This is a genomic window from Pseudomonas sp. B21128 (genome assembly GCF_044218865.1).
GTDB lineage: Bacteria > Pseudomonadota > Gammaproteobacteria > Pseudomonadales > Pseudomonadaceae > Aquipseudomonas > Aquipseudomonas iridis.
Genome location: NZ_CP162590.1, coordinates 1,356,470 through 1,378,717 on the forward strand (window position 1 = coordinate 1,356,470; position 22,248 = coordinate 1,378,717).

General features: G+C 59.4%; 17 protein-coding genes. 7 read left to right on the forward strand and 10 right to left on the reverse strand.

What is annotated here, in order from left to right; genetic code table 11:
* Positions 1-238 precede the first annotated feature (238 nt).
* Positions 239-2,002, forward strand: a complete 1,764-nt coding sequence (locus AB4P91_RS05945; RefSeq protein ID WP_395604483.1) for a cation:proton antiporter — start codon at positions 239-241, stop codon at positions 2,000-2,002.
* 21 nt (positions 2,003-2,023) lie between these two features.
* Here the strand turns inward: AB4P91_RS05945 and AB4P91_RS05950 are convergent, their stop codons facing one another.
* The 3 genes from AB4P91_RS05950 to uvrD form a co-directional block, all read right to left on the reverse strand.
* Positions 2,024-2,431 (reverse strand): SMI1/KNR4 family protein, encoded by a 408-nt coding sequence (locus AB4P91_RS05950; RefSeq protein WP_003187120.1) that lies wholly within the window; start codon positions 2,429-2,431, stop codon positions 2,024-2,026.
* A 138-nt stretch (positions 2,432-2,569) separates the two neighbouring features.
* On the reverse strand, positions 2,570-3,442 hold the full coding sequence (locus AB4P91_RS05955) for a Tim44 domain-containing protein (protein WP_047304270.1): 873 nt from the start codon (positions 3,440-3,442) through the stop codon (positions 2,570-2,572).
* A 288-nt stretch (positions 3,443-3,730) separates the two neighbouring features.
* Positions 3,731-5,914: a DNA helicase II gene (gene uvrD / locus AB4P91_RS05960; RefSeq protein WP_150593385.1), complete on the reverse strand. Its 2,184-nt coding sequence runs from the start codon at positions 5,912-5,914 to the stop codon at positions 3,731-3,733.
* 256 nt (positions 5,915-6,170) lie between these two features.
* Between uvrD and AB4P91_RS05965 the strand changes: the two genes are divergently transcribed.
* From AB4P91_RS05965 to AB4P91_RS05975, 3 genes are all read left to right on the forward strand, one after another.
* A complete protein-coding gene (locus AB4P91_RS05965) occupies positions 6,171-9,044 on the forward strand; it encodes a putative bifunctional diguanylate cyclase/phosphodiesterase (RefSeq protein ID WP_395604484.1) in 2,874 nt (957 codons plus the stop codon).
* A gap of 127 nt (positions 9,045-9,171) precedes the next feature.
* Positions 9,172-10,038, forward strand: coding sequence for a transcriptional regulator HexR (gene hexR, locus AB4P91_RS05970; protein ID WP_150688289.1), 867 nt, complete (start codon positions 9,172-9,174; stop codon positions 10,036-10,038).
* A gap of 237 nt (positions 10,039-10,275) precedes the next feature.
* Positions 10,276-10,488: a PA3496 family putative envelope integrity protein gene (locus AB4P91_RS05975; protein WP_150593387.1), complete on the forward strand. Its 213-nt coding sequence runs from the start codon at positions 10,276-10,278 to the stop codon at positions 10,486-10,488.
* On the opposite strand, the gene AB4P91_RS05980 is transcribed toward AB4P91_RS05975, so the two are convergent.
* A complete protein-coding gene (locus AB4P91_RS05980; protein WP_150595923.1) occupies positions 10,430-11,392 on the reverse strand; it encodes a LysR family transcriptional regulator in 963 nt (320 codons plus the stop codon). The two genes, AB4P91_RS05975 and AB4P91_RS05980, sit on opposite strands and share 59 nt — an antisense overlap.
* A gap of 190 nt (positions 11,393-11,582) precedes the next feature.
* On the opposite strand from AB4P91_RS05980, the gene AB4P91_RS05985 reads away from it, so the two are divergent.
* Both AB4P91_RS05985 and oadA read left to right on the forward strand, forming a co-directional pair.
* A complete protein-coding gene (locus AB4P91_RS05985) occupies positions 11,583-12,998 on the forward strand; it encodes an acetyl-CoA carboxylase biotin carboxylase subunit (protein WP_042561843.1) in 1,416 nt (471 codons plus the stop codon).
* Between the two features lie 101 nt (positions 12,999-13,099).
* A complete protein-coding gene (oadA, locus tag AB4P91_RS05990) occupies positions 13,100-14,908 on the forward strand; it encodes a sodium-extruding oxaloacetate decarboxylase subunit alpha (RefSeq protein ID WP_395604485.1) in 1,809 nt (602 codons plus the stop codon).
* 163 nt (positions 14,909-15,071) lie between these two features.
* Here oadA and AB4P91_RS05995 read toward each other — a convergent pair whose 3' ends face one another.
* The 3 genes from AB4P91_RS05995 to AB4P91_RS06005 all read right to left on the reverse strand — a co-directional run bounded on the left by AB4P91_RS05995 (position 15,072) and on the right by AB4P91_RS06005 (position 19,312).
* Positions 15,072-17,408, reverse strand: a complete 2,337-nt coding sequence (locus AB4P91_RS05995; RefSeq protein ID WP_395604486.1) for an autotransporter domain-containing protein — start codon at positions 17,406-17,408, stop codon at positions 15,072-15,074.
* A gap of 249 nt (positions 17,409-17,657) precedes the next feature.
* Positions 17,658-18,494, reverse strand: coding sequence for an amino acid ABC transporter permease (locus tag AB4P91_RS06000; protein ID WP_395604487.1), 837 nt, complete (start codon positions 18,492-18,494; stop codon positions 17,658-17,660).
* Positions 18,491-19,312, reverse strand: coding sequence for an ABC transporter substrate-binding protein (locus AB4P91_RS06005; RefSeq protein ID WP_395604488.1), 822 nt, complete (start codon positions 19,310-19,312; stop codon positions 18,491-18,493). The genes AB4P91_RS06000 and AB4P91_RS06005 overlap by 4 nt, the downstream gene beginning before the upstream one ends.
* Positions 19,313-19,425: 113 nt before the next feature.
* Between AB4P91_RS06005 and AB4P91_RS06010 the strand changes: the two genes are divergently transcribed.
* Positions 19,426-20,325 carry a homocysteine S-methyltransferase family protein gene (locus AB4P91_RS06010; RefSeq protein ID WP_150688293.1) on the forward strand — a complete coding sequence of 300 codons (900 nt, stop codon included), beginning with the start codon at positions 19,426-19,428 and terminating at the stop codon, positions 20,323-20,325.
* 93 nt (positions 20,326-20,418) lie between these two features.
* Here the strand turns inward: AB4P91_RS06010 and AB4P91_RS06015 are convergent, their stop codons facing one another.
* The 3 genes from AB4P91_RS06015 to AB4P91_RS06025 are packed head-to-tail and all read right to left on the reverse strand — an operon-like array spanning position 20,419 to position 22,183.
* Positions 20,419-21,090 carry a GNAT family N-acetyltransferase gene (locus AB4P91_RS06015; protein ID WP_150593394.1) on the reverse strand — a complete coding sequence of 224 codons (672 nt, stop codon included), beginning with the start codon at positions 21,088-21,090 and terminating at the stop codon, positions 20,419-20,421.
* 12 nt (positions 21,091-21,102) lie between these two features.
* Positions 21,103-21,549 (reverse strand): GNAT family N-acetyltransferase, encoded by a 447-nt coding sequence (locus AB4P91_RS06020; RefSeq protein ID WP_150593395.1) that lies wholly within the window; start codon positions 21,547-21,549, stop codon positions 21,103-21,105.
* A 10-nt stretch (positions 21,550-21,559) separates the two neighbouring features.
* Positions 21,560-22,183: an FMN-binding negative transcriptional regulator gene (locus tag AB4P91_RS06025; RefSeq protein WP_150595927.1), complete on the reverse strand. Its 624-nt coding sequence runs from the start codon at positions 22,181-22,183 to the stop codon at positions 21,560-21,562.
* Positions 22,184-22,248 lie beyond the last annotated feature (65 nt).

Below are 22,248 nucleotides of genomic sequence, written 5' to 3' on the forward strand. Positions count from 1 at the left end.
TGGGTGCCTGGTCACTTTTCAAAAGCACCGTTATCGGGACGCCGGGCGACAGGCTGCCGTCACGCCGGGATCGATCTGTTTCCTAATATTGCACCGCCTTCCAGTGGGAAGTCGCGGTGTTAACCTGCAAAAGCCCTACCCAAGGGCAATTCCCACACGAAAAGCGGATTTTTACCCTGGCTCGATCAGACCTTTCTGATGCCTGACGACGAGCCTCGTCATTCAAGGAGCCCACGCCATGCATGCCATCAGTTTTATTCAGGACCTGGCAGTGATCATGTTGGTCGCGGGCGTGGTGACGGTGTTATTCCATCGTTTCAAGCAGCCGGTGGTGCTGGGTTACATCGTCGCCGGCTTCATCATCGGCCCGCACACCCCACCGTTCGGCCTGATCCACGACGAAGAAACCATCAAGACCCTCGCCGAGCTGGGGGTGATTTTCCTGATGTTCTGCCTCGGGCTGGAGTTCAGCCTGCGCAAGCTGTTCAAGGTGGGCGCCACGGCGTTCATCGCAGCCTTCCTCGAAATCGTCCTGATGATCTGGATCGGCTACGAAATCGGCCGCTGGTTCGACTGGAACACCATGGATTCGCTGTTCCTCGGCGCGATCCTGGCGATCTCTTCGACCACCATCATCGTCAAGGCACTCAACGACCTGAAGATGAAGAACGAGCGCTTCGCACAGTTGATCTTCGGCGTCTTGATCGTTGAGGACATCCTCGGTATCGGCATCATTGCCTTGCTGTCGAGCATCGCGGTCAGCGGCACGGTGAGTTCCGGCGAAGTGTTTTCCACGGTCGGCAAGTTGTCACTGTTCATGATCGTCGCGCTGGTGATCGGCATTCTGCTGGTGCCGCGGTTGCTGGCTTACGTCGCCAAGTTCGAAAGCAACGAGATGCTGCTGATCACCGTGCTGGGCCTGTGTTTCGGCTTTTGCCTGCTGGTGGTCAAACTTGAATACAGCATGGTGCTCGGCGCATTCCTGATCGGCGCGATCATGGCCGAGTCGCGGCAACTGCTGAAAATCGAGCGACTGATCGAACCGGTTCGCGACCTGTTCAGCGCAATCTTCTTCGTCGCCATCGGCCTGATGCTCGACCCGATGATTCTGCTGCAATACGCCTGGCCGATTGCCGTAATTACGGTAGCCGTGGTGCTTGGCAAGATGTTGTCTTGCGGGCTCGGTGCGTTTATCGCCGGCAATGACGGACGCACCTCACTGCGGGTAGGGATGGGACTTTCACAGATCGGCGAATTTTCCTTCATCATCGCCGCACTGGGCATGACGCTGCAGGTCACCAGCAACTTCCTCTATCCGGTGGCCGTGGCCGTCTCGGTGATTACGACGCTCCTGACGCCGTACCTGATTCGCGCCGCCGATCCACTGTCGATCAAACTGGCCGCCGCGATGCCGCAGCGTTTGGGGCGGGTGCTGGGGATGTATGGCGAATGGCTGCGCAGCATTCAGCCGCAGGGCGAGGGGGCGATGCTGGCGTCGATCATCCGGCGAATCCTGTTGCAGGTGGGGGTCAATCTGGCGCTGGTCATCGCAATCTTCTTCTCGGGTGCGTTCTTCGCCGAGCGTATCTCGACGTATCTGCAAGACTGGATCAGCGATCCGAGCTGGCAGAAAGCGTTGATCTGGGGCGGGGCTTTGCTGGTGTCGTTGCCGTTTCTGATCGCGGCCTATCGCAAGCTCAAGGCGCTATCGATGCTGTTGGCCGAGATGGGCGTGAAGCCGGAGATGGCCGGAAGGCACACGCAGCGAGTGCGCCGGGTGATCGCCGAGGTGATCCCGATTCTCTCGCTGCTGGTGATTTTCCTGCTGCTGGCAGCCTTGTCGGCCAGTATTCTGCCGACCAACAAGTTGCTGGTGCTGATCGCCGTGGTCGCGGCCGCCGTGGCGGCGCTGCTCTGGCGCTGGTTTATCCGCGTGCACACGCGGATGCAGGTGGCCTTGCTGGAAACCCTCGACAACCACAAGGAGTCGTCGGGGCACTGACCACCCGGGGCGTTTGGCCAATCAGCTTTCCAGCCAGACGTCCCGCGCCCAATGCCAGACCGATTCCCAGGTTTCTTCGGCGATCAGCTCTTCCTCGGCTTGCCACAACACCACCGTGCCGTCTTCTTCGACACAGTAGTAGTCGTCGCCGTCCTGGCAAATTGGAATCAGGCTGCGATCCACGCCGGCATCCCAAGCGTTGGCGGCGACATCCGGCAAGTAGGTGTGCGATTGCGGGTCGGTGACAGTTACCGGCTCCAGGCTACCGTAAACCACGTCGCTGACCGTCAGCAAAAACTCCCTGAAGACAAACGGAATATCGATGAACAGTTGTTCTTCGATTTCAACCAGCAAGTCTTCGTCAGGCAACTCCAAAGGCACCGGTACCGGTTCGTTGGCTTCGCGCAGTTGTTCGATAATTTCTTCCACGTCCGGGATCCTCTTGCTTGTATGGCGCGGTTTATATGGGCCGGTTTATACAGTAGCTTGCTATAGATGCAACCGCGAAATAGAAAAACCCCGGACAAGTCCGGGGTTTTTGTTACCGCATGCTTAACGCAGAGGGGATCAGCCGTTCTGACGGATACCGGCCACCAGCCAAGGCTGGTTCTCGCCCTGCGGACGTTCCATGTTCCAGCTTTCGCTGAACACTTCGCCTTGGTCGAAACGCGAGGTCTTCGACACACCACTGAAGGTCAGGGTGGCGATGGTCTTGTCGGCACGGTCATCTACGCCGTCCAGTTGAACCTGGAGGTTGTCAATGTAGGTCGACTGGAAGGCGTCGCCCAGATCCGCACGTTCACGCTTGAGGAATTCGAGCATCTGCGGGGTCACGAACTCGGCGATCTTGTCCATTTCGTTAGCGTCCCAGTGCTGCTGCAGCGACTGGAAGTGGCTGCGTGCAGCTTCAAGGAAGCTCTGCTCGTTGAACCAAGCCGGTGCGTTGATCACCGGACGGGCGGCAGCAGGTGCAGCCGAACCACCGAAGATCGAACCCATGCCGGCAGGCTTCTGCTCGAACACTTCACGCTGCATCGGCGCGCCAGCTGGAGCCAGGTGCTCCTGCTGCTTGCGGCGACGAGCGGCGATGAAGCGGAAGATCACGAACGCGATCACGGCCATGATCAGGATGTCGAAGATCTGCATGCCCTGGAAGCCGCCGCCCATGAACATGGAAGCGAGCAGACCACCGGCGGCGATACCGGCCAGAGGGCCGAGCCATTTCGAAGCACCGCCGGCCTTGGCAGCAGCGCCAGCGGCACCGGCAGCACCAGCGGTCGCCGCAGCGCCGCCAGCTGCGGAAGAAGGAGCCATTTGGCTGGTCTGGTGCGACGGCGCAGCGCCGGCGCTTTTGCCACCACCAAAGCGCTTGGCGTTGGCGTCGAGGCTCATCGTCAGGCCGATGCACAACGCCATGGCGATGCTAAGAAAACGTTTCATAAAGGGATTTCCCGTTTGTGGAGACACGCGCGCCATGTTGCACAGCTGAAGTGTTACTGGCTAGCGAGAGAGTGTTTCGGGCTTTTGCCTGACAGGTTACGTTCAGCTCCGTCGGGGCAATAAGGCCATGTACTTTCGGCTGTAAGAAAAGGAGATAGGTTCAGAAAGAAATTGACACTTGTGGGAGCGAGCTTGCTCGCGAAAGCGATGTGTCATTCAACTCATTGATTGGCTGACACTCCCTTTGCGCGAGCAAGCTCGCTCCCACATGTGTTCTGCGCTTGAGCGTCAGATAGCTTCCAGCTTCGCGTAACCGAGCATCAGCCACTTGCTGCCTTCGCCGAAGTTCACCTGCACCCGCGCCTGTGCACCCGCGCCTTCGAAGTTGAGGATCACGCCGTCGCCAAAGACCGAATGGCGCACAGCCTGACCCAGGCTGAAGCCGGTTTCCGGAATCTCGCTGCCGCTGAACAGATTGCTGCCACTCATCGACTGGTTGCCGCCGAACGGACGGCTGACGCTGTTCGACAAACGGACTTCCTGAATCAGACCTTTCGGCACCTCTCGTACGAAACGCGAGACCTTGTTGTAGGTTTCGCTGCCGTACAGGCGTCGGGTTTCAGCGTAGGTCATCACCAGGTTTTGCATCGCCCGGGTGATACCGACGTAGGCCAAGCGTCGTTCTTCTTCAAGACGCCCCGGTTCTTCCAGGCTCATCTTGTGCGGGAACAGGCCTTCTTCCATGCCCACGAGGAACACGTAAGGGAATTCCAGGCCTTTGGCACTGTGCAGGGTCATCAACTGAATGCTGTCTTCGTGCTCGTCGGCCTGAGTGTCGCCGGCCTCCAGCGAAGCGTGGCCGAGGAATGCTGCCAGTGGCGTGAGTTCTTCGTCTTCTTCAGTGTTCTCGAAGTTGCGCGCGGCGCTGACCAGTTCCTCAAGGTTTTCTACCCGAGCCTGGCCTTTCTCGCCTTTTTCCGCTTCGTGATAAGCGATCAGACCAGATTGCTCGATGACGGTTTGGGTCATCAAGTGAAGCGGCATCTCGGCGCATTTGGCGGCGAGGTTCTCGATCAGCTCGATAAACGCACCCAGCGCACCCGCAGCACGACCGGTCAGGCCTTTATTGGCGACCAACAGGCGCATGCCTTCCCACATCGACACATCGCTGTGGCGCGCATGCTCGCGAATTGCTTCAACGGTTTTTTCGCCAATGCCGCGAGCCGGAACGTTGATCACCCGCTCCAGCGCAGCATCGTTACCCCGACCTTCGAGCAAACGCAGATACGCCATGGCGTTCTTGATTTCCGCACGCTCGAAGAAGCGCTGGCCACCATAGATGCGGTACGGAATGCGTTCACGCAGCAATGCTTCTTCCAAAACGCGTGATTGGGCGTTGGAGCGGTACAGAATCGCGATGTCGCTGCGAGCCAAGCCGGTTTTGAGCGCGCTTTCGATGGTTTCGACAACGTAGCGTGCTTCGTCGTGTTCGTTGAACGCGGCGTACAGATTGATCGCCTCGCCGTCGCCGCCGTCCGTCCACAGCTCTTTGCCCAGGCGTCCGGTGTTGTTGGCGATCAGCGCGTTGGCCGCTTTCAGGATGCCGGCGGTGGAGCGGTAGTTCTGCTCCAGGCGAATGGTCACGGCGTCCGGGAAGTCGGCGGAGTATTGATGGATGTTTTCGATCTTCGCCCCGCGCCAGCCGTAAATCGACTGGTCGTCGTCGCCGACTACCATCAGGCTGTCGCCACCCTTGCCGAGCAGGCGCAACCAGGCGTACTGCACGGCGTTGGTGTCCTGGAACTCGTCCACCAGAATGTGCCGGAAGCGCTTCTGATAATGCGCCAGCAAGCCGGGGTGGTCGCGCCACAAGTCGAGGGCGCGCAGCAGCAGTTCGGAGAAGTCGATCACGCCGGCGCGCAGGCAGGCAGCCTCGTAGGCCTCGTAAATGCCGCGCATGGTGGCCAGGTACAAGTCGCCGCTGGCCTGAATGTGTTGCGGACGCAGACCTTCGTCTTTCTGTCCATTAATGAACCATTGGGCCTGACGTGCCGGCCAGCGTTGCTCGTCCAGGCCCAGCTCGCGGATCACCCGCTTGACCAGGCGTTGCTGGTCGTCACTGTCGAGAATCTGGAAGGTCTGGCTCAGCCCGGCTTCCTGCCAGTGCGCCCGCAACAAGCGGTGCGCGAGGCCGTGGAAGGTGCCGACCCACATGCCAGCCGGGTTGATACCCATTAACTGCTCGATGCGGTGACGCATCTCGGCAGCGGCCTTGTTGGTGAAGGTCACCGACAGGATGGAGTGAGGCGAGGCGTTTTCGACCTGGATCAACCAGGCGATACGGTGCACCAGCACTCGGGTTTTACCAGAGCCGGCACCGGCCAGGACCAACTGACGGCCAACGGGGGCTGCTACGGCCTGACGTTGGGCATCGTTGAGGGAGTTCAGCAGAAGGGAGAGGTCATCGCGCATCGGGGCATTCTAGGGTGCGCCGCAGGCCCGGGCAAACCGAGCTTTGAATTAGCCGATGAAAGTGCCGTCGATGACGACCGGTCGGTCACTGGCTACAGGCGTCAGCCCGCCTCACTCTGGGGGTTCTGCCGGCACCAAGGGAGGGAAAAATTTCGATGAAATTGTGATCCGGAGCAGTTTGGCAACGGGATCGGCTTGTGTATGCTCCGTCCACGTTTCGGGCGCACGCCCCCTTATAAGAACAAGAACGTTGCCCATGACCCTCAGCGCCGAACTGTCGGGACCCTCTGTGGAACCCCGGGTTATCCGCAAGCACTACGCCGTCGAGATGGCGGTCGAGCGCACGCGCCTGCTGTATCAGGGCTCTTTGTTGCCCACGCTGTTCATGTTGATCAATGGTCTGGTCTGCGCCGCTTTGCTCTGGAGCCCGCAGCGCTCTTTCGTGGTCAGCGTCTGGCTGGTGTGGTTGTTGTCGCTGGTGGCGTTACGTGTGATCCAGGTAGCGGCGTTCGACTCCGCCATCCCCAGTCGCCAGGCCCAGCCGATCTGGCGCCGGATGTTCCTGCTCGGCTCGACCATGACCGGCCTGACCTTGGCCGGTGCGGGCATCGCGCTGGTACCCGCCGACAACTTCATGCAGCAAGCCTGGGTTTTCGGTCTGATCGGCGCCGCGACCCTGTCGGCCAGTGTCGCCTACGCGGTGAGCCTGCCGGCATTTCTGTCGTTTACCTTGCCTTGTCTGCTGCCGGCGATCGGTTATCTGTTTTGGGGCGGTGACGAGCAGGCGCGTGGTTGGGGCTGGCTCGGGCTGATTCTGTTGGGGTCGCTGAGCGTCGTGGCGTGGCAGGTCAATCGTCTGATTGATCGTGGTTTGCTGCGGCGCTTCCAGAATCAGCACCTGATCGAACATCTGCAGCAGACACAGGCGCGCAGCGAGCAGCTCAATCAAGAACTGGCGACGGAAATCGACCATCGGCGCTGCGCCGAGGGCAAGTTGCGCGAAGCTCAGGTCGAGCTGGAAGACCGCGTCGCCCTGCGCAGCCGCGAGCTGGACGCCGCCAATCAGGCCTTGAGCAAAAGCGAAACACGCCTGGCGCTGGCGTTGAAGGCCAGTGAGTTGGGGCTGTGGGACTGGAATCTGCAAACCGACGAAGTCCACCACACGCAGATCCAGGAACTGTTCGGCCTAGCCCCGGAATACGTCACCGCCATCCTGCGCGACCTCAAACCGCGGCTGCACCCCGAAGATGTGCCACCCCTCAAACAGGCGTTGATCGAACATCTGAAGGGCCGCAGCGAGGACTATCAGATTGAATACCGCGTGCGTCACGGCGATGGCCATTGGGTCTGGATCGAGGACCGCGGCCGCGCCGTAGAGCGCAGTGAAAGTGGGCAAGTGATCCGCATGGTGGGCACTCGCCGCGATATCAGCGCCAGCAAGCGCGTCGAAGAGCAGCAGCGCCTTGCCGCAACGGTGTTCGAAGCGGCCAGCGAAGGCATTGTGATTTTGGATCCGGATTACACACTGATCGCGATCAATCAGGCGTTCAGCCGGGTCACCGGTTACGGCATTGATGAAATGCTCGGGCGTAATGTGGTCGAGCTGCCATGCAGTCGCGATGCCCGCCGCCACTACGTCGCCATCCGCACCGCCCTTGAGCAGTACGGTAGTTGGCAGGGCGAATTGGTGGAGACCCGCAAGAATGGCGAACTGTATCCGCAATGGCTACAACTCAACGCAGTACGCGATAGTCGGGGAAATGTCGGCCATATCGTGGGCTTCTTCGCCGATCTTTCCGCACGGCGTGAATCCGAAGAGCGCATGCGTTATTTGACGCACTACGACGAACTTACCGGTCTGGCCAATCGCTCGCTATTCCGCGAACGGCTGCATGAGGCCCATCAGCGGGTTCGACAGGGCGGCCGGCGCAGTCTTGCGCTGCTGCACATCAATCTGGATCGCTTCAAATTGCTCAACGACAGTTTGGGCCACGAAGTCGCTGACCAGTTGTTGCAGAAGATGGCTCGCCGGTTGGTCAACGCCTTGCCGGAAGCCGACACGATCGCTCGCTTATCCGGCGACGAGTTCGCTGTGCTCTTCGATGCCTATGGCAACCTGTCGAGTCTGGCGCGGGTCGCCACGCGACTGGCGGGCAAACTGCGCCTGCCGCTGACCGTGGACGGGCACGAATTGGTGGTCAGCGCTTCGATGGGCATCAGCATGCTGCCGGACAACGCACGGGAGATCTCCGCGCTGGTCAGCCAGTCGAACATGGCCATGCAACATGCCAAACATCTGGGCGGCAACAATTTCCAGTTCTACACCGAGAGCCTGCAGGCCAGCACCCTTGAGCGATTGCAGCTGGAAAACCAGTTGCGTAAAGCCATCGATGAGAAGCAATTACAGGTGTTCTATCAGCCCAAGCTGTGCCTGGAGTCGGGGCGCTTGAATGCGGCGGAAGCACTGGTGCGCTGGGATCACCCGAGTTTGGGTCAGGTGCCGCCGGGGGACTTCATCGGGCTGGCCGAAGAGACCGGATTGATCGGGCCGATCGGCGAATTCGTGCTGCGCCAGGCTTGCTGGCAGGCGTGCGAATGGCAGCGTCAGGGGCTCGCGCCGATTCGCGTTTCGGTGAACCTGTCGGTGCACCAGTTGCGCCAGGGCAAGCTGGTCAGTCTGGTGAGACAAGTGCTGGAAGAAACCGGGCTGGCGCCGCACTACCTCGAACTCGAACTGACCGAAAGTCAGCTGCTCGACAGCGTTGAGCACATCATCGCGACGTTCCAGCAACTGCGCGATCTGGGGGTGAAACTGGCCATCGACGATTTTGGCACCGGGTATTCATCGCTCAGCTATCTCAAGCGCATCCCGGTGGATTACGTGAAGATCGATCAAGCGTTCATTCGTGGTTTGGGCGAGAGCAGCGAAGATGCGGCGATCACCCGGGCGATCATCGCCATGGCCCATGGGCTGTCGCTGAAAGTGGTGGCTGAGGGGGTAGAGCGCGAGGAACAGTTGGAATTTTTGCGCGCCGAGCGCTGTGATGAAGTGCAGGGTTATCTAATCAGTCGACCCGTTAAAGCTGCCGCTCTGGCCGGGCTTTTGCGTGCGCAGGAAAACCCGCTTTAAGGGCTACATGCACCCCATCGCGCCTGATATGGGGACATGGAGTTACGCATTGAGCAGGCAAAAAGCCGATTCATGTAGTATAACTACAAGCTTGCTACATCCCCGACCATAACAAGAGTCCAGCCCCTTGAATCTGCTGCAACACATCGCCCAGTCACGTCACCTGTTACGCAAGTCGGAGCTCAAGGTCGCCGACCACGTGCTGCTTGACCCTGCGGCGGTGATGCACAGTTCCATGGCCGATCTGGCCCACAACGTCGGCATCAGTGAGCCGACCATCGTGCGCTTTTGTCGCGCCATCGGTTGTTCCGGCTTTCAGGATCTGAAACTGAAACTGGCACAGAGCCTGGCCGCCGGTGCCAGTTTCGGCCAGTTCGCGATCCATGAAGACGACTCGGTCGCTGATTACAGCCTGAAGATTTTCGACACCACGTTGCACACGTTGATGGAGGTTCGCGAGAGGCTCGATCCGGTGGAATTGCAGCGTGCGGTGACCTTGATGTCGCAGGCGCAGCGCGTCGAGTTCTATGGCTTTGGCGCGTCGGGCGCGGTGGCAGCGGATGCGCAACACAAGTTCTTCCGCCTGCTGCTGACGGCGGCGGCCTACTCCGATCCGCATATGCAGGCGATGTCGGCGGTAACGTTGAAGCCGACTGACGTGGCGATCTGCATTTCCCAGTCCGGGCGCTCCAAGGATTTGCTGATTACCGCCAATCTGGTGCGCGAGAGCGGCGCTTCGCTGATCACGCTGTGCCCGAGCCAGACGCCATTGGCGGAACTGTCGACGGTCAATCTGGCGATCGATGTGCATGAAGACACCGAAATCTATACGCCGCTGACTTCGCGCATTGCCCACCTGGTGGTAATCGACGTGCTGGCCATGGGCGTGGCCATGGCGCGGGGTCCGAGCCTGGTCAACCACCTCAAGAGCGTGAAGCGCAGTCTGCGTAGCTTGCGGCTCTCGCCCAAAGCCGTAAAAGCACTGGATGACTGAAGTCATCGTAAAGTCGTTCCGGCCTTAATCGCGGGCAAGCCCGCTCCCACAGGGGTGGCGGTGTTCACATCTTTTGTGTTCCACGCCCAAACCTGTGGGAGCGGGCTTGCCCGCGATGGCGTCGTTACAAGCACCGCTGTCATCCGCAAGTTTCATCGCACTGTCATCCTCCCGCAGCCAAACCGTCATCCCCCGCACCTATCGTGAAACTCCCGTAATCGCCTTGGGAGACTCGAAATGGCTCAGCCCTACGAAGAACGCAACAGCGCAGCGAAAACCCGTCGTCAGCAGGAAGATCAGCGCCGCATGGAGTTCCGTCGCGCCATCGAAGATCGCTACGAACTTCGTCAGCTTCAGGCCGAAATCGGCGGTTTTCCCGAGGAAGTCGAACTCAATTACTGGCAGGCAGCACCGGCAGCTTCCCGTCGAAACGCTCAACCAGCGCGCTGATCTGCACGCGTTCGCTGCGGATAAACGCCAGGAAGGCGTGCGCCACGGGTGACAAGCGCTTGGCTTTGGCTTGTACCAGGCACCAGCTCCGCAACAGCGGTAACTCCTCGACCGGCAGCTCGACCAGACCGCCGGTCGCCAGCTCCAGGTTCAGGGCGTGGCGCGTCAACAGCGCCAGGCCCAGACCCGCCGCCACGCATTCACGCTGTGCTTCGGCCGAGGCCACCTCTTGAGTCTGGGTGAAGTGCACGCGCTTCTCTTTGAAATACTCTTCGCACGCCAGTCGCGTACCCGAGCCGGGTTCGCGGATCAGTAGCGTGTACGGCTCAAGATCCTGCAAACGCAGCGGCCCCATATGCGCCAGTGGATGATCCGGGCGAGCCGCGGCGACAATCGGATTATTGAGAAACGGAAGGAATTCCAGCCCCATGTCCTGGGGCACCATCGACATGATCACCAGATCATCGCGGTTGTCGGAAAGACGTCGAATCACCTGGCCACGATTGACCACGGTCAGTTGCAGATTCACTTCCGGATGCTGGCGTTTGAACGCCGCGAACAGATGTGGCACGAAATACTTGGCGCTCGACTCCACCGCCAGCTTCAGTTGGCCCTGCAGCGAGCCCTGCATGTCCGACAGCTGCATGTCGAGGTTCTCCAGGCGTCCGAAGATGTCTCGACTGGCGCGCTGAAGGGCTTCGGCAGCCTCGGTCATGTAGAGTTTTTTGCCGACATAATCGAATAATGGCTGCCCGATCAGCTCTTCGAGCTGACGAATCTGTAGGCTGACGGCCGGTTGTGTGAGCGACATTTCCTCGGCCGCGCGGCTGTAAGAGCGTAAATCACACACTTCATTGAATATCTGTAATTGGCGTAATGTCATACGCATCAGTGACTTACGCATTTTATTCAGGCTCTGTGTACGGGCGGATGTTTCAACTATAAGTCTTTACTTATGCCTGACCCAATAATTATTCATTTTTGTTAATCCCTTGCGAGCGCTAGTGTGGAGACGCGACCAAACTGAAACATTTGGTCACGCGTCGACCTGGGTCTAGCAGGTCGTGGTGCCACCGGCTCAAGGGAACCTCCAAGTGATAAAAAAGATCCTGATCGCCAACCGTGGTGAGATTGCCGTACGAATCGTGCGAGCCTGCGCCGAGATGGGCATTCGCTCGGTTGCGATTTTTTCCGACGCCGACCGGCATGCGCTGCATGTGAAGCGTGCGGACGAGGCCCACAGCATCGGTGCCGAACCACTGGCCGGTTACCTCAACCCGCGTAAGCTGGTGAACCTCGCGGTGGAAACTGGCTGCGATGCACTGCATCCTGGTTACGGTTTCCTGTCGGAAAACGCCGAACTGGCAGACATCTGCGCCGAGCGTGGAATCAAATTCATTGGCCCGTCGGCAGAAGTCATTCGCCGCATGGGCGACAAGACCGAAGCGCGCCGCAGCATGATCAAGGCTGGCGTGCCGGTTACGCCGGGCACCGAGGGCAACGTGGCGGACATCGCCGAAGCCCTGACCGAAGGTGACCGCATCGGCTATCCGGTGATGCTCAAGGCCACCTCCGGTGGTGGCGGTCGCGGTATCCGCCGCTGCAACAGTCGCGAAGAACTCGAACAGAATTTCCCCCGCGTTATCTCCGAGGCCACCAAGGCCTTTGGTTCGGCGGAAGTGTTCCTGGAAAAATGCATCGTCAATCCCAAACACATCGAAGCGCAGATCCTCGGCGACAGCTTCGGCAACGTCGTGCATCTGTTCGAGCGTGACTGCTCGATCCAGCGTCGCAACCAGAAGCTGATCGAAATCGCCCCGAGCCCGCAACTGACCCCGGAACAGCGCGCCTACATTGGCGACCTGTCGGTGCGTGCTGCCAAAGCCGTGGGCTACGAGAACGCCGGTACTGTGGAGTTCCTGCTCGCCGAGGGCGAGGTGTACTTCATGGAGATGAACACCCGGGTGCAGGTCGAACACACCATCACCGAAGAAATCACCGGGATCGACATCGTCCGCGAGCAGATCCGGATTGCTTCCGGCCTGCCGCTGTCGGTCAAGCAGGAAGACATCCAGCACCGTGGTTTCGCGTTGCAGTTCCGCATCAACGCTGAAGACCCGAAAAACAACTTCCTGCCGAGCTTCGGCAAGATCACCCGTTACTACGCCCCCGGCGGGCCGGGTGTGCGCACCGACACGGCGATCTACACCGGTTACACCATCCCGCCGTTCTACGATTCGATGTGCCTGAAACTGGTGGTCTGGGCATTGACCTGGGAAGAGGCGATGGACCGTGGCCTGCGCGCCCTCGACGACATGCGCCTGCAAGGCGTGAAGACCACCGCCGCGTACTATCAGGAAATCCTGCGCAACCCGGAATTTCGTAGCGGCCAGTTCAATACCAGCTTCGTTGAAAGCCACCCTGAACTGACCAACTACTCGATCAAGCGCAAACCCGAAGAGCTGGCCCTGGCCATCGCCGCCGCCATCGCCGCCCACGCAGGCCTATGAATGAAGCAGCTGCGAGCTTTTAGCTGCAAGCGGCAAGTAAAAGCAGATTGGCTTTTTCTTGCAGCTCGTAGCTTGAAGCTTGCCGCTATGAGGAGATACCAATGACTAAGAAAATCTTCGTTACCGACACCGTCCTGCGCGACGCTCACCAATCGCTGCTCGCCACCCGCATGCGCACCGAAGACATGCTGCCGATCTGCGACAAGCTCGACAAAGTCGGCTACTGGTCGCTGGAATGCTGGGGCGGCGCGACCTTCGACGCCTGCGTACGTTTCCTCAAGGAAGATCCGTGGGAGCGTCTGCGCCAACTGCGCGCCGCGTTGCCTAACACGCGTCTGCAAATGCTCCTGCGTGGCCAGAACCTGTTGGGCTATCGCCATTACAGCGATGACGTGGTCAAAGCGTTCGTCGCCAAGGCAGCGGTCAATGGCATCGACGTGTTCCGCATCTTCGACGCGATGAACGACGTGCGTAACCTGCGTGTGGCCATCGAAGCGGTGAAAGCTGCCGGTAAGCACGCCCAGGGCACCATCGCTTACACCACCAGCCCGGTGCACACGATTGACGCTTTCGTGGCGCAAGCCAAACAAATGGAAGCCATGGGTTGCGACTCGGTAGCAATCAAGGACATGGCCGGTCTACTGACGCCCTACGCGACCGGTGAACTGGTCCGGGCATTGAAAGCCGAGCAGTCGCTGCCAGTGTTCATTCATTCGCATGACACCGCTGGCCTGGCGACGATGTGCCAACTCAAGGCAATCGAAAATGGCGCTGACCACATCGATACCGCGATCTCCAGCTTCGCCTCGGGCACCAGCCATCCGGGCACCGAGTCGATGGTGGCTGCGCTCAAGGGCAGCGAATTCGATACCGGTCTGAACCTTGAACTGCTGCAAGAGATCGGCCTGTACTTCTACGCTGTGCGCAAGAAGTACCACCAGTTCGAAAGCGAATTCACCGCTGTCGACACCCGTGTGCAAGTCAATCAGGTGCCGGGCGGGATGATTTCCAACCTGGCCAACCAGTTGAAAGAGCAGGGCGCGCTGAACCGCATGGCTGAAGTGCTGGCGGAAATCCCGCGCGTGCGTGAAGACCTCGGCTTCCCGCCGCTGGTCACCCCGACTTCGCAGATCGTCGGCACCCAGGCGTTCTTCAACGTGCTGGCCGGCGAGCGCTACAAAACCATCACCAACGAAGTGAAACTCTACCTGCAGGGCGGCTACGGCAAGGCGCCGGGCGTGGTGAATGAAAAACTGCGTCGTCAGGCCATCGGCAGCGAAGAAGTCATCGACGTGCGTCCGGCCGATCTGCTCAAACCGGAAATGACTAAGCTGCGTGCCGATATCGGTGCATTGGCCAAGTCGGAAGAAGACGTGCTGACCTTCGCCATGTTCCCGGACATCGGTCGCAAGTTCCTCGAAGAGCGTGCCGCCGGCACTCTCGTGCCGGAAGTGCTGCTGCCGATTCCAGAGGCTGGCGCCGTGACGTCGGCGAGCGGCGAAGGTGTGCCGACCGAGTTCGTCATTGACGTCCACGGTGAGACTTACCGCGTCGATATCACGGGTGTCGGTGTGAAGGCCGAAGGCAAGCGTCACTTCTACCTGTCCATCGACGGCATGCCGGAAGAAGTGGTGTTCGAACCGCTTAACGAATTCGTCGGCGGCGGCAGCAGCAAGCGCAAGCAAGCGTCGGCTCCAGGCCACGTCAGCACCACCATGCCCGGCAACATCGTCGATGTGCTGGTCAAGGAAGGCGACACCGTCAAGGCGGGCCAGGCTGTGCTGATCACCGAAGCCATGAAGATGGAAACCGAAGTTCAGGCCGCCATCGCCGGCAAGGTTACGGCGATTCATGTGGCCAAGGGCGACCGGGTGAACCCGGGCGAAATCCTGATCGAGATCGAAGGCTGAGATAACCGCCGCGATCAAACGCTTTAAACCTCGGGGGGGCATGTGCTCCCCTTTTTTTCGTCCGTTTTTTCACCTGTAGAAGCTACCGCAGGCTGCGATCTTGTGATCGTTTAAAACGAAGATCAAAAGATCGCAGCCTGCGGCAGCTCCTGCAGGAAGCGATTTAGAACGCCATGCGCCACTGACCCATCACGCCGTGATTGCGGCTTTCGCTGCCGAACTCTCCTGTTACGACCACGCCCAGCGTGTGGTTGGTCGACGGTCCGAGGTCCAGACCCGCATCGACGCCCAAGCTGTTGCGGTCCAGTTCTGCCCCGGCCACGGTGAAGCGTTTGCCGCCCTTGACCAGTTGCTGGCGGGTGTCGCTGTCGAGTTCACCAAAGGTGTGTTTCCACCCGGCGCTCAATCGCGGCGTCAGGCTCATGCCGTTGTCCAGTGTGTGGATTTTTGCCGTGCGCAGGCCGAAGGTACTGCTGAGATTGTCGCGGGTTTGCCCAAATACTTTCAGCGCCGCATCACCCCCTTTTTCACTGTGGCTGTCGCGTTGATAACGTTGGTAGCCGAGGCTGGCGAACGGTTCGAGTGTCGCGTCGTTGCGGCCGAAGTTGAAGCCCAGTTCGGCGAAGGCTTGCTGGGTGGTGGCGTCGTAATTGCCTTTGAGGCGATCGCTGAATCCGTTGAACGCCACCCGACGTTTGCTGCTGCCGTCATGGCTGGCGTAAGTGGCACCCAGGCGCAGCGCCATTGGTCCATCCTGACGCACGGCGTAGGCGCCAACGTGCCAGCTGTCGAGGTCGCCATCGTATTGGCGGGCATCGAATCTGGTTTGGGATTTGCCGCCCAGCAGACCGATATGCCATTGCTCATTGAGCCGCCAGTCAGCGCCCATGACCAGGCCGTGGGTGGCGTGTTTCAGGGTGCTGTCGTGCTCGCGATCAACCTTGCCGCCATGGCCCAATGCCTGAACCCAGACTCGCCCGGAATCTGCACCGCCGGCAGCTTCGCGAGGTGAATTGCCCGAGCCGTAAGCTGCGCCCGTGCGAGGGTCGAGTTGGCGCATGGCCGACAGCATGCTTGCGCTCACGGGGGTCACGCTGCTTAACGTGGCTTTGGCGAGGTTGGCGTTGCTGCCGGCGGCGAGTTGTTCGAGGGCGACGGGGGCAGTAGTTTTATCGCTGGCCAGTAACGCGGTGACCGCAGCATTTGCCGGTTTTTGCGGTTGAACTGCCGGTTGTTCGACGTTTTGGGGGGCGCGCTCGACAAAGGATTCAACCGGCACTGGAGAGTGCGTTGTCGACGATGTTGCAACTGCGGATGGAACATCAACATCAACAGCAACTGACGCAGGAGCGGGAGCTAAAGCTGTAACGGAATCTGGCACTGAAGCTACATCTGGTGCCGGCAATGATATTGGTGTCGAGGTAGTCAACGGTGTTGATGTTGGTGTTGGTGTTGGTATCGCGTATGGCGTTGGTTCGGTTGGCGCATCTATGGCTCCGCCAACCGCACGACCGTTTTCTGTATTCGCAAGACTTTCAATTTCTACTTCATTGCGGGAATAAGTCAGCCCGACTTTTTGATCTTCGTAATGCACCTCTGGCGTCATGAAGGCCAGGTTGTTCTCGATGCTGACAAAACGCCCTTCGACTTTTTTTGCAGTGAGAATGGTGTGCTCGGAGCTTTTAGGGTACTCACCGGCAGTGACGAGTTTCAGGGTTGCGTCGCCAAGCCGGGCGGTTCCGCCGACTTCTATCGTCGGGCCGTTACCCGCAGCATTAACGGCGTAGGACAAAACCGCTGTTTGCGACAGGTTCAGGTCCCCACTCACTTTCGGGGCGTGATACACCTCATCAACCGAAAGCCTCCCGTGGACGTTCAGGTTTTTCAACGCGCCCCCACCCGCGAAATGTCCCTTTTCGTGAACGGTGACGGTGCCGTCAATCAGTCCCTTGTTGGTAAGGTCTCCGCCGCCCAATACTGTGGCTCCGCCAACTATGGCCCCTTTGTTGATCAGAATTCCCGAGGTCACTGCGTGCCCCAATATGTTCCCATCATTGGTCAATGATGCTTTTGACCTGACCAGAACGCCAAGATCGAAATCGCCATCTCCACTGCGAGTCCAGGTGCCTTGCTTGACGTGCAAACCGTTGAAGTTAACAGTTTTCCCCAGCGTTCCTCTCGCGCCATCGAGTTGTAGGACATTCACTCCGCCCGCGCCATCAACCAGCCCGGCAAAATTGCCGCGGCTGCCTAAAGTAAGCAGATCATTACGGTCATCAAGCGTCAGGGAAACACCGTCGATTGCAGCGACCTTTGCTTTGATGGGGTCATGCTTGACGGTGTTAGGATCAGCGACGAAGTGGTCGAACATACTGATCAACTCTTCAGCGCTCGGTGCTGGATCAGGGCTTAGTTCTGCATAAGTGAAGGGCGTGCACCCCAGCGTCAGCGCGATTGCTAACGCGAGTTTTTTTGCTTGGTACTTGTGTTGAGCATCCATCAAGTAAAGTCTCTGCTGAAAGAAGACCCAACTCTATTGATGCACTCAAGAATCCGATGTCGGCTGCTTCCCGAAGCGTTGCAGGCGACATCGCTTCATTTTGTGGAAAATTTCCACCAGATCCGCAGCCGGTGTTTTTACCCGAATCCAGCGCTTCCTTTTCCTACAATCAAGCGGGACGTCGCCGACTGTTCAGTGGTGCAAAACTCATCCCATTGCCCACTCAACCCGTGACGGGTTACGGATCACCTAAGTACGGCGAACGTACGCCCTGCCGTAATGCCGCTCCATCCGCGCCTGAATCAGCTCCAGCCCAATCGACATCAACCAGTAAATGATGGCCGCCGTGGTCAGCATTTCGATGTAGCGATAGCTTGAACGTCCATACGACTGCGCGAGAAACATCACTTCCCAGACGCCCATCACCGAGATCAACGACGAATCTTTCAGCATCGAAATGAATTGGTTGGTCGTGGGCGGGATGATGGTGCGCATGGCCTGAGGCAGCGTAATGCGCCAGAGAATGACTGAGTCGCGCATGCCCAGTGCCAGCGATGCTTCTCGCTGGCCATACGGGACGCCAAGAATGCCTGCGCGGAAGATCTCGCTGAGGTACGCGCCATAGTTGAGTGACAGGGCGATGATCCCGGCGACGATGGCGCCCGGCACGATGCCCAGTTGCGGCAAACCGAGATAGATCAGCAGGATCTGGATCAGCAGCGGCGTGCCACGAAAGAACGAGGCGTAAAAACTGGCGATGCCGAAGGCCACCGCACTTTTCGACAGTCGCGCCAGCGCAGTCACGAAACCCAGCAGCACCGAAGCAACGATTGAGCACAGGCACAGAAACAGCGTCAGTGCTGCCCCCTGCAAGAAACCATTAGGTGCCAGTTTCAGGCCGACCAGGTTGGGCAGCTTGTCGAGGATGATCGAAAACTTCAGGTCGAAGCTCAGAAAGAACCCCGCGAACAGGCAGAACATCACCGCCCAGGTCAGGTACAGCCTTGTACGGAAATCGAACAGCCGGCGCAGGCGTGATTCAGCCACCGGTTGCGGTGGCTTGGGAGGTACCGGGAAAGAAGTCATTGGCTGATGTCGGCACCGATCCATTTTTGCGAAAGCTTGCTCAGGGTGCCGTCCTGTTTGAGTTGGGCAAAGACCTCGCGGACCTTGGCATCCCACTGCGCATCACCCTTCTCGATGGCGACCGAGTTCGGCTCCGAGTACAGCGGCTCGCCAGCGAGCTTGAAGCGTTTGTCTTCATTCAGGCGTGGCTGCGCAGTGACGAGGTTGGTGAGGATTGCATCAAGGCGCACGCCCGCGCCGAGGCCAAGATCCTGGAACGCGACGTTGTCGGTGTCGTACGGCGCGATCTGTACATCTTCGAATGGATACTGGAGCTGTGTGTCCTCGGCGCCCTCAATGACCAGATTCTTGTTCAGATAACTTTCATAACTGGATGCGCTGGTAAGGCCGACCTTCTTGCCGCTCAGATCCCTGGCGCTGTGGATGCGATCGTCTTTGGCGTTGACCACGATCACTGCCGGTGAGGCGTAGTACTCGACCGGGAAATTGAACACTTCGGCGCGGGCCTTGCTCGGCGTCATCGAGCAGATGCAGATGTCGTAGCGACCACTCCAGCGGCCGGCAGCGATGACGTCCCAGGACGGTGTTTCGAGACGCAGCTTGACCCCCAGTTTCTCCGCCACGGCTTTGGCGACATCGACGTCGAAGCCGTCGAGCTGGTTCTGATCGTTGAGGAACGAGAAGGGCGGATAGCTTTCCATCAACACGCCGACCAGCTCTTTCTTTTGCTCGACGCGATCCAGTGTGGTGCCGCCTAAGGCTTGGGTAGAGGCGGCCAGAATCGTCAGGCCCAGGGCCAGTAGTGGTTGGAGTTTCACAGGCGATCCCTGAATAAAAAAGAGGTTGTTATTAACCGAATGGTGCGTATTAAATAGTTATAAGAACGACTCTGATAGTGAGTTATTTTCATAAGCATATGAGTGAAAAGCATATGGGCGCAGCGAACACGGTTATTCTTGATGGCGGCATGGGCCGTGAGTTGCAACGAGCCGGGGCGCCATTTCGGCAGCCAGAATGGTCGGCACTGGCGCTGAGCGAAGCACCGCAAGCGGTCGAGGCTGTACACGCAGCCTATATCGCCAGTGGTGCCGACGTGATCACTAGCAACAGTTATGCAGTGGTGCCGTTTCATATCGGCGAATCGCGTTTCGCCGCTGAAGGTCAGGCTTTGGCAGCGTTAGCCGGCGAACTGGCGCGGCGTGCGGTGCAGGCATCGGGTAAAAACGTGCGGGTGGCCGGCTCCTTGCCTCCGTTGTTCGGCTCTTATCGTCCTGATCTGTTCGACGCGTCTCGAGTCACGGAATTGCTGAATCCGTTGGTCAACGGTCTGGCACCGCACGTTGACCTGTGGCTGGCGGAAACCCAGAGTTCGATTATCGAGGCACGGGCCATCCACGCCGGATTGCCGCAGGACGGCAAGCCGTTCTGGCTGTCGTTTACCTTGAAAGATGAAGACACTGACGACGTACCGCGTTTGCGTTCTGGCGAGCCGGTCGCCGAGGCGGCTGCGGTGGCAGCGGAGTTGGGCGTTGAAACGTTGCTGTTCAATTGCAGCCAGCCGGAAGTGATTGGTGCAGCGATTGATGCGGCGCGCGACACCTTCGAGGGTCTGGGGGTGAAGATTCACATCGGCGCCTATGCCAACGCGTTTCCGCCGCAGCCCAAGGAGGCAACGGCCAATGACGGACTGGATCCGTTGCGCGACGATCTCGATCCGCCAGGTTATTTGCATTGGGCGAGAGATTGGCAGCAGCGCGGCGCCAGCCATTTGGGTGGTTGCTGCGGTATCGGGCCAGAACACATTGCGGTGCTGGCGCAGAAACTGGTTTAAGTAAGCAGATCAAAAGATCGCAGCCTGCGGCAGCGCCTACATTTTGTCCCGTGTAGAAGCTGCCGAAGGCTGCGATCTTTTGCTTTTAAAAGGTTAAGAACGGCACTCGACCAACCCCTTCACCTGCCCATCAGATGTCTGATTTTCATCCGACAGCCACCGCTCAAAACCCGTCGCAATCGCCGGCCATTCCGAATCCACAATCGAGTACCACGCGGTGTCGCGATTCTGGCCCTTGACCACCATGTGCTGGCGGAAAACGCCTTCGAAGCTGAAGCCCAGGCGTTCAGCGGCGTATTTGGAGCGGGCGTTAGCGTTGTTGCACTTCCATTCCAGGCGACGGTAGCCCAGGTCAAAGGAGTGTTTGGCCAACAGGTAAACCGCCTCGGTGCTTTTTGGCGAGCGCTGCATTGGCGCACCGAAAGTCACGTGGCCGATTTCGATACGGCCATGGGCCGGGACAATCGACATCAGGCTGAGCATGCCTTGCACCTGGCCGCTGGCGCGGTCAATGATGCTGAAGAAATACGGATCGCTGCTGGCCGCGTGATTGTTCAGCCAGTCATTGAACACGTGGCGCTCGGGAAACGGGCCGTAGGGCAGGAAGTCCCAGAGTTTCGGGTCGGCGCCGGGGCCTTCGAGGGCGTTGAACAGGTCGTCACCGTGGCGCGCCGGGTCGAGCCTTTCCAGGCGGATGAAGCGGCCTTCGAGCAGCGTGGTCGTGGGGGCGGGCACGCCTTTCCAATCGGCAGGTGAAGTGGTCATGAGCGCGTTTCCTTAAAGGGCTTTGCGAAACTGGATGAAGCCTGGGCGCTCGGCGATGCGCTCGTAGAGCTGGATCGCCGTGGCGTTGGATTCGTGGGTCAGCCAATGGACTTTGCAGCAGCCGTCGGCTTTGGCCGTTGCATAGACATGCTCGATCAACTGGCGACCGACGCCGGTGCCGCGGGTTTCAGGCGCCACCAGCAAGTCTTGCAGGTAGCAGGAGTTTTCGATGCTCCAGTTCGAGCGATGGTAGATGTAATGCACCATGCCCAGCGCTTTACCGTCAGCCCAGGCGAGGGCGGCGTGCGTCGGTTCGCTCGGGTCGAGGAAGCGCTGCCAGGTACTGTTCGTCACCGCCTCCGGCAGTTCGGTGGTGTAGAAGCGCAGGTACGCTTGCCACAGCGCCAGCCAGGCGGCGTGGTCGTCGGCGCTGACCTGACGGATCTCGATCTGACTCATGGTGATTTCCTTAACGCATCAATTGGGCGAGGGTTTGATCATTGATTTCGGAGCTGGCGGCCAGCCCTTCGCGCACGCCGGCGATATCTTCGGCGCTGCGGTTCTGGCTGAGCTTGCGCTTGCCTTCCAGGCGGTCGATGGGAATGGCAAAACCGACGATGGCCTTGAGCATGCTGTCGATGTAATCGGCGGGCGCGTCGGCGACCGACCAAGGCTGTGCGCGGCCGGCCTCATGGCGGTCGGTGAGGGTGCTGACGATGTCGAGCAGCCGTCCGCCGTCGCTGAAGGTCTCGGCGTGGCCGTAGGCGTGCACGGCGATGTAGTTCCAGGTCGGTACGACTTTGCCGTGCTCCGCTTTGCTCGGATAAAACCCCGGGGTGACGTAGGCATCCGGGCCGGCAAAAATCAGCATTGCTTCGGCACCGTCGCGCAGGTCCTTCCACTGCGGATTGGCCCTGGCCAGATGCCCGTAGAGCGTGCCGTACTCACCTTGTTCGCAATGCAGCAGCACCGGCACATGGCTGGCTTGCAGACCGTTTTCGCCGTGGGTGACCAGGATGGCGAGGCGAGTGGCGAGGACCAGTTCGTGGAGTTGAGACAGCTCATCGATGGCAAAGGCGCGCGGCGTGTACATGAGAGATTTTCCTTGGCGAATACAGACATCCTAGGCAGGCTATTGGTCTGATGTAAGAGCCATTG